At 66.3% G+C, this 8,337-nt stretch carries 6 protein-coding genes and 1 pseudogene; 5 read left to right on the plus strand and 2 right to left on the minus strand.

Annotated elements, in window-relative coordinates:
• Positions 1-25: 25 nt before the first annotated feature.
• Positions 26-580: pseudogene (locus FKP22_RS13960) on the minus strand (MutS N-terminal domain-containing protein); the annotation flags it as partial.
• Between the two features lie 198 nt (positions 581-778).
• A complete protein-coding gene (locus FKP22_RS13965) occupies positions 779-1,171 on the minus strand; it encodes a hypothetical protein (RefSeq protein ID WP_141288089.1) in 393 nt (130 codons plus the stop codon).
• 258 nt (positions 1,172-1,429) lie between these two features.
• Between FKP22_RS13965 and FKP22_RS13970 the strand changes: the two genes are divergently transcribed.
• The 5 genes from FKP22_RS13970 to fdhE all read left to right on the plus strand — a co-directional run bounded on the left by FKP22_RS13970 (position 1,430) and on the right by fdhE (position 8,276).
• Positions 1,430-2,389, plus strand: coding sequence for a bifunctional helix-turn-helix transcriptional regulator/GNAT family N-acetyltransferase (locus tag FKP22_RS13970; RefSeq protein WP_141288090.1), 960 nt, complete (start codon positions 1,430-1,432; stop codon positions 2,387-2,389).
• A gap of 227 nt (positions 2,390-2,616) precedes the next feature.
• Positions 2,617-5,664: a formate dehydrogenase-N subunit alpha gene (fdnG, locus tag FKP22_RS13975; RefSeq protein ID WP_141288094.1), complete on the plus strand. Its 3,048-nt coding sequence runs from the start codon at positions 2,617-2,619 to the stop codon at positions 5,662-5,664.
• Between the two features lie 9 nt (positions 5,665-5,673).
• Positions 5,674-6,627: a formate dehydrogenase subunit beta gene (gene fdxH / locus FKP22_RS13980; RefSeq protein ID WP_141288091.1), complete on the plus strand. Its 954-nt coding sequence runs from the start codon at positions 5,674-5,676 to the stop codon at positions 6,625-6,627.
• A complete protein-coding gene (locus FKP22_RS13985; protein WP_141288092.1) occupies positions 6,624-7,250 on the plus strand; it encodes a formate dehydrogenase subunit gamma in 627 nt (208 codons plus the stop codon). Before fdxH ends, FKP22_RS13985 begins: the two co-directional genes overlap by 4 nt.
• Positions 7,251-7,319: 69 nt before the next feature.
• Complete coding sequence (gene fdhE / locus FKP22_RS13990) at positions 7,320-8,276, plus strand: formate dehydrogenase accessory protein FdhE (RefSeq protein ID WP_141288093.1); 957 nt, start codon at positions 7,320-7,322, stop codon at positions 8,274-8,276.
• Positions 8,277-8,337 lie beyond the last annotated feature (61 nt).

Consider the following 8,337-nt stretch of genomic DNA (forward strand, 5'->3'; position numbering starts at 1 on the left):
GTCGTTGCCGGCGTCATCATCTACCTGGTGCTAGCCGTGCCAGCCAGCCCGGCAGTTCGCGCTCCACGCACTCGGTCACGCCCAGCTGCCCGCTGGCCAGCCCCAGCCAGGCCAGGCCCCAGGTCTGGCGCTGGCGGGTGATGGCCAGCAGCAGCGTGTCGGCCCGGTCGTTCAGCAGTTCGCTGTCGGTCACCGTGCCGGGGGTCACCACGCGCACCACCTTGCGCTCCACCGGTCCCTTGGCCGTGGCCACGTCGCCCACCTGCTCGGCCACCGCCACCGATTCGCCCAGCTTCAGCAGCCGCGCCAGGTAGCCCTCCACCGAATGCACCGGCACGCCGGCCATGATGACCGGCTGGCCTGCGCTCTGGCCGCGTGTCGTCAGCGTGATGTCCAGCAGCCTGTGGGCCTTGCGCGCATCGTCGTAGAACAGCTCGTAGAAGTCCCCCATCCGGTAGAACAGCAGCGTGTCCGGGTGGTCGGCCTTGAGCCTGAAATACTGCGCCATCATCGGCGTGTGGCCTTCCAGCGAAGCTGGCGCAGGCCGCGGGCTGGCTGCGGTCTCGGTCTCGTCAATCATGGGGTGGGCGGGGATCAGGCGCGCGGAAGGCGCAGCGGCCGGGCCGCGAAGAAGCGGCTGGCGATCATCGCACAGAGGTTTTGGCTGCAGCCCCAGCGGTGCCCGTAGAACGACGCAGCGCGGCCCACAAAAGGAAGAGCCGCCTCTCGGGCGGCTCTTCCTCTCACCCCAGCGCCTGGTGGCGCTGAAGGCATGAGCTTAGTTGCGGTCAGCTTGCGGCGCGGGCATGGTCGTCGGCGTGTTGTCGATGGGCGCAGGCGCGCTGTTGTCGACCGGTGGGCTGGTTTCGGGTGCCGGCGCGGCCGGGGCGGGTGCCGGCGCGGTATAGGCAACGGTGGCGGGCGGAGTGACCGTCACCACGGGCTGAGGCGCTTCGACCGTGGTGGTCGTGGTGCCGCTGCTCTGCGAGCCGGTGAAATCGCCAGGCGGCGGGACCATGGGCGTGGCCACCTGGGTGGCGTGCGGTTCCACGGCGGTCGGCGTGTCCGGCTGGACCGGCAGGTTCGGCTCGGATTGGGCGTAGGCCATCGACAGGGCACCAGCGACTGCAGCAGCGGTTACAACGGAGAGAAGCGTCTTGTTCATCTTCATGGGGAACTCCTTGAGAGTCCGCGCAGGGCCTGCGCGGTGGGGAGGAAAAGGGGCAACCGGTCGGAACCGGATGAACCAGAAGGTACGCCCCACCCACCAGCCTCGGTGTCAGGCGTTGCCAACAGGGTTTGTAGGTTTGGCGGACTGTTGACGTCGGTGATGGGCTCGCTGCAGGCGTGTTGCGCCGCCGTCGTTGCCAATTGACAATCCAGCAAGCAATTGATTGCCAAAAGCAATCAATTTTCGTATCCTTCGGCCATGACTTCGCCTGACCGAATCGAAGCCGTGCGCGGCTTCAACCGTTTCTACACCCGTCGCATCGGCGTGCTCAACGAAGGCTTGCTGGACTCGGACTTCAACCTCACCGAGTCCCGCGTGCTGTGGGAGCTGGCGCACCTGCAGGAAGGCGCCGGCATCACCGGCACGGCGCTGGGCCGCCTGCTGGATCTGGATGTGGGCTACTTGAGCCGATTGCTGCGCTCTCTGAAGGAGCGCGGGCTGGTGGAGGCCAACCGCAGCGAGGCGGACGGGCGGCAGTCCTTGCTGCAGCTCACCGCCGCCGGCCGCCTGGCGCTGGCGCCGCTGGAGCAGCGCTCACAGGCTCAGGTGAGTGAGCTGCTGGACCGGCTCAGCGATGCACAACAGGGCGAGTTGCTGCAGGCCTTCCAGCGCGTGCGAGACATGCTGGAGGAGCCAGGCAGCAAGCCGGCGAAAAACAGCTTCGTCCTGCGACCGCATCGACCCGGCGACATGGGCTGGGTGGTCTCGCGGCATGGTGCGCTCTATGCCCGCGAGTACCAATGGGACATTGGCTTCGAGGCCATGGTCGCGCGCATCGCGGCGGATTTCATCGAGCGCTTCGATGCGCGCCGCGAGGCTTGCTGGATCGCCGAGCGCGATGGCGTGAACATCGGCAGCGTGTGCCTGGTGCAGGCGCGGGACGAAGCCAGCGGGCAGCCGATCGAGGGCGTGGCCCAGTTGCGGCTGCTGCTGGTCGAGCCTTCCGCCCGCGGGCTGGGCCTGGGTGAGCGGCTGGTCGCCGAGTGCAGCCAGTTCGCGCGTGACGTCGGCTACCGCTCCATCCGGCTCTGGACTAACAGCAATCTCACCGTTGCCAAGCGCATCTACAGCAAGGCTGGCTATCGGTTCGTCGCCAGCGAGGCGCACCACAGCTTTGGCCATGACCTGGTGGGCGAGACCTGGACCTTGGATTTCTGAGCGCAAGTGTCTTGCCGCTTGCCCGAGGCAGCCCGCATGGGCGTGAACATGCCCGCCTTGGACGCTGGGACATCCGTGAAACCCCGCAACCTGGATGCCCCCATAGGCATAGAATTTTCTCGCGACCCGCTCCCAGGCTGAACCCAGGTGCGTTCCAGGGCTTCGAGCGGTTGCACTTCGTGCTTTTTTGCGAGGAGCTTCACGTGCAAGTCTCACGTCGCCAGTTCATGAGAGTGACTGGCTCCACCCTGGCAGGCTCAAGCCTGGCCTTGCTGGGGTTCTCCCCGGCGACGGCGCTGGCGGAGGTGCGCCAGTACAAGCTCGCCGCGACCACGGTCACGCGCCAGACCTGCACCTACTGCTCGGTCGGTTGCGGCATCCTGATGCATTCGCTGGGCGACGGCGCGAAGAACGCCAAGCGTTCGGTGATCCACGTCGAGGGCGACCCGGACCATCCGGTCAACCGCGGCACGCTGTGCCCCAAGGGCGCCAGCCTGCTGGACATCATCAACAGCCCGAACCGGCTGCTGCACCCGGAAGTGCGCGAGCCTGGCAGCGACGAATGGAAGCGCATCAGCTGGGACGAGGCCAATGAGCGCATCGCCAAGCTGATGAAGGCCGACCGCGACGCCAACTTCGTGCAGAAGACGGACGACGGCCTGACCGTCAACCGCTGGCTCACCACCGGCATGCTGGCGGCTTCGGCCTCCAGCAACGAAGCCGGCTACATCACCCACAAGATTGCCCGCTCCTGGGGCCTGCTCGCATTCGACAACCAAGCCCGTGTCTGACACGGCCCGACGGTGGCAGGTCTTGCCCCGACGTTTGGCCGCGGCGCGATGACGAATCACTGGGTGGACATCAAGAACGCTGATGTCATCCTGGTGATGGGCGGCAATGCCGCAGAAGCGCACCCCTGTGGATTCAAGTGGGTCACCGAAGCGAAGGCGCACAACAAGGCGCACTTCATGGTGGTGGACCCGCGCTTCAACCGCTCCGCGTCGGTGGCGGACTTCTACGCGCCCATCCGTTCGGGCTCCGACATCGCCTTCCTCGGCGGCGTCATCAACTACCTGCTGAGCAACGACAAGATCCACCACGAGTACGTCAAGGCGTACACCGACTTCAGCTTCATCGTGCGCGAGGACTTCAGCTTCGCCGACGGCCTTTATTCCGGCTACAACGAGGAAAAGCGCACTTACGACAAGGCCAGCTGGGACTACGAGCTGGGTGCCGACGGCTTTGTGAAGACCGACGCCACGCTGCAGCACCCGCGCTGCGTCTTCCAGCTGATGAAGGCGCACTACAGCCGCTACACGCCCGAGAAGGTGGAAAGCATCTGCGGCACGCCCAAGGCGAAGTTCCTGCACGTGTGCGAGAAGCTCGCCTCCACGGCAGTGCCGGGCCGCGCGGCGACCATCATGTACGCGCTGGGCTGGACACAGCATTCCATCGGCGCGCAGATCCTGCGCACCGGCGCGATGGTGCAGCTGCTGCTGGGCAACATCGGCGTGGCGGGGGGGGGCATGAACGCGCTGCGTGGCCACTCCAACATCCAGGGCCTGACCGACCTGGGCCTGCTGTCCAACAGCCTGCCGGGCTACATGACGCTGCCGCTGCAGTCCGAGCAGGACTACCAGAAGTACATCGACAGCCGCACGCAGAAGCCGCTGCGCGCCGGCCAGATGAGCTACTGGCAGAACTATCCGAAGTTCCACGTCAGCCTGATGAAGGCCTGGTACGGCCCGGCCGCCACGGCCGAGAACAACTGGGCCTACGACTACCTGCCCAAGCTCGACAAGCAGTACGACATGCTGCAGATCTTCGAGCTGATGAACCAGGGCAAGGTCAACGGCTACATTGCCCAGGGCTTCAACCCGCTGGCCGCGCTGTCGAACAAGGACCGTGTGCGCGACGGCCTGGCCAAGCTGAAGTTCCTGGTCATCATGGACCCGCTGGCCACCGAAACCTCCGAGTTCTGGAAGAACTACGGCGAGCACAACGACGTGGATCCGAAGAAGATCCAGACGACGGTCTTTCGCCTGCCCACCACCTGCTTTGCCGAGGAAGAAGGCTCGGTGGTCAGCAGCTCGCGGGTGCTGCAGTGGCACTGGAAGGCGGCCGAGCCGCCGGGCGAGGCGCGCACCGACCTGCGCATCATGGCCGGCCTGTTCCTGCGCATCAGGGAACTCTACGCCAAGGAAGGCGGCACCTTCCCGGATCCGATGCAGAAGCTCTGGTGGCCGTATGCCAACGCCGAGGAGCCGACACCCGAGGAAGTGGCCAAGGAGTACAACGGCCGGGCGCTGGCCGACCAGGTCGACCCCAAGGACGCCACCAAGGTCACGCGCAAGGCGGGTGAGCAACTGGCTGGCTTTGGTGAACTGAAGGACGACGGCTCGACCATGAGCGGTTGCTGGATCTTCACCGGCTGCTGGACGACCGCCGGCAACCAGATGGCCCGGCGCGACAACAGCGACCCGACCGGCATTGGCAACACGCTGAACTGGGCCTGGGCCTGGCCGGCGAACCGCCGCATCCTCTACAACCGCGCTTCCTGCGACGAGGCCGGCAAGCCCTTCAACCCCAAGCGCAAGTTGGTGAGCTGGAGCGGCAGCGCCTGGACCGGGGCGGACGTGCCGGACATGGGCGCCACGCTGGCACCCGAGACGGGCGCTGGACCGTTCATCATGAACCCAGAAGGTGTGGCCCGCTTCTTCGCGAGGAAGGGCATGGCCGAAGGCCCGTTCCCCGAGCACTACGAACCCTTCGACACGCCGCTGGGCTACAACCCCATGCACCCGAAGCACCCGAAGGTCACCAGCTCGCCGGCGGCCCGGGTCTTCAAGTCGGTGTGGGAGACCTTTGGCAAGGCCGCGGACTTCCCGCACGTGGGCACCACCTACCGCCTCACAGAGCACTTCCACTACTGGACCAAGCACGCGCTGCTGAATGCCATCACCCAGCCCGAGCAGATCGTCGAGATCGGCGAGGCGCTGGCGCAAAGCATCGGCGTGGTGGCTGGTGACCGCATCAAGGTCTCGTCCAAGCGCGGCTACATCAAGGCGGTGGCGGTTGTCACCAAGCGCATCAAGCCGATGCAGATCGAGGGCAAGACGGTGCACCACGTGGGCATTCCGATCCACTGGGGCTTCAAGGGCGTGACCAAGCCCGGCTTCCTGGCCAACACGCTGACGCCTTTCGTGGGTGACGGCAACACCAACACGCCCGAGTTCAAGACCTTCCTCGTGAAGGTCGAGAAGATCGCCGCTTGAGGAGCGCCCATGTCACTGCAATCTCTCGACATCAAAGCTCGCTCGGCCACCACCACCCCTTCGCCCAGTGCGCGCGCCCCCGCCTCTGGCGAGGTTGCCAAGCTGATCGACGTCTCCAAGTGCATCGGCTGCAAGGCCTGCCAGACCGCCTGCATGGAGTGGAACGACCTCCGCCAGGAGCCGGGCACCTCGCTGGGTGTCTACGACAACCCGATCAATCTGACCGAAAACGCGTGGACGGTGATGAAGTTCACCGAGTACGAGAACGAGCAGAGCGGCAACCTGGAGTGGCTGATCCGCAAGGACGGCTGCATGCACTGTGCCGACCCGGGCTGCCTGAAGGCCTGTCCGTCGCCCGGCGCCATCATCCAGTACAGCAACGGCATCGTCGATTTCCACGAGGAAAACTGCATTGGCTGCGGCTACTGCGTGACTGGCTGCCCGTTCGATGTGCCGCGCATCTCCAAGAAGGACAACAAGGCCTACAAGTGCACGCTGTGCTCTGACCGCGTGGCCGTGGGCATGGAGCCCGCCTGCGTGAAGACCTGCCCGACCGGGGCCATCATGTTCGGCACCAAGCAGGCCATGAAAGACCAGGCGGCCGAGCGGGTGGAAGACCTGAAGGAGCGTGGCTTCGAGCATGCTGGTCTCTACGATCCGGCTGGCGTGGGCGGCACCCACGTGATGTACGTGCTGCACCACGCGGACCAGCCTTCGCTCTACGCCGGCCTGCCGAACGAGCCGAAGATCAGTCCGATGGTGTCGCTGTGGAAAGGCCTGGCCAAGCCGCTGGCGCTGGTCGCACTGGGCACCGCGGCGCTGGGCAGCCTCTTCCACTACATCACCAAAGGCCCGAACGAGGTCTCCAAGGAACTGGAAGACGATATGGAACGGGAGGACCAGGAAGCGCTGGCACGCGACCGCCAGTTCGAGCATGACGCCAACCCGGAAGGCCGGCCATGAGACGCAACCCCCGCGACCTGCAGCGCTACACCGCCTCGGAGCGTGCCAACCACTGGATCGTCGGCATCTGCTTCATCCTGCTGGCGCTCTCCGGCCTGGCCTTTTTCCACCCGGCGTTTTTCCCGCTGACCCAGCTTTTCGGGGGCGGCCCATGGGCGCGCATCCTGCATCCGTACATCGGGCTGGTGATGATGCTGTTCTTCCTGATCATGGCGCTGCGCTTCTGGCGGCTCAACGTGATCGAGCAGCGTGATGTCGAATGGCTGAAGAACGTGCAGAAGATGGTCGAGGGCGACGACCACGACATGCCCGAGCAGGGCAAGTACAACGGCGGCCAGAAAGTGCTGTTCTGGGGCCTGGTGGTGGGCATGGTCATCCTGCTGCCCACCGGTGTGCTGATGTGGCGTGCCTGGTTCAATCTGCCAGTCGACCTGGTGCGCGCCGCGTCGCTGCTGCACGCGGTTGCCGCCGTGTGGATGATGGGGCTGATCGTGCTGCACATCTACGCAGCCATCTGGACCCGTGGCACCATCCGGGCCATGCTCTACGGCACGGTCACCCGCGCGTGGGCCAGGCAGCACCACCGCGGCTGGTACCGCAAGATGACCGGCGACAATCGCTGAGCCAGGGCTCGCCCTGCCAGCCGCCGAGCCAGCGCGCCGGCGGCTTTTTCATTTCTGAAGGACCTGCACGTGCAACGCATCCTGCAACCCGGCGAGATCGAGGCGCTGGACCGCATCGACTTTCCCCGCATCCGCCTGCCGCAGCCGGCCACGCTGTTCGCCGAGCGCGCTGCCCGCTGGCGCCAGCTTGCGGCGGACGGCCACCCGATCGCCGACTACCTGCGCTTTGTCGCGCTGCTGGCCGACGCCCAGGCCCTCGCCGCGCGCGAAATTGAAACCGCGCCGGTCGACCCCGCACTGCTCGCCCGGGCCGTCACCCACGCGATGCCCGTACTCCCCGCCGCCGATCATCTGGATCCGGCCTGGCTGACCGCGCTGGACGAAATGCTCAGCGTGCTGGCCAACGCGCCGCCCAGCGCCGGCCTGCCGCCTGCATTGGCCTTGCTTGCACAAGAGCTGCAGGACACCGCGCCTGACATGCTGGAAGCCTTTGCATTGCAGGTGCTGCACGGCATGCAGGAAGGCACACCGCCTGACACCTTGCTCGCCCGCACCGCCCAGCCGCTGCTGGTGGCCGCCTTGCAGGTGGCCTATGCCGACCGTGCGAGCCGGCTCGATGCGCGCGCGCTGCCCATGGTCGAGCCGGCCACCGTTTGCCCGCACTGCGGCCTGCCGCCGGTTGCCAGCGTGCTGCGCATTGGCGGCGAGGCTGGCGGCCACCGCTACCTGCACTGCGGCCTGTGCGCCACCGAGTGGCACCTGGTGCGCGTGAAGTGCAGCAACTGCGAGTCGACCAAAGGCATCCGCTACCAAAGCGTGGAGGGCGCGGGCGAGGTGGTCGTGGCCGAGACCTGCGAGCACTGCTACAGCTACCGCAAGCTGGTCAACCAGGAAAAAGATCCGTACGCCGAGCCGCTGGCCGACGACCTGGCCAGCCTCACGCTGGACCTGCTGATGGGCGAGACCGACTACGCTCGCGCCAGCGCCAACCCCTTGCTGGCGCTGGCGGCGGAAGCGGACGAATGAGCGGCGAGGCGTCGGCAACAGCTCAGGGTGCGATCTCGGCCGCGCGGCTGCCCGCGGTCGA

Source organism: Ideonella azotifigens (genome assembly GCF_006519715.1).
Lineage (GTDB): Bacteria > Pseudomonadota > Gammaproteobacteria > Burkholderiales > Burkholderiaceae_C > Ideonella > Ideonella azotifigens.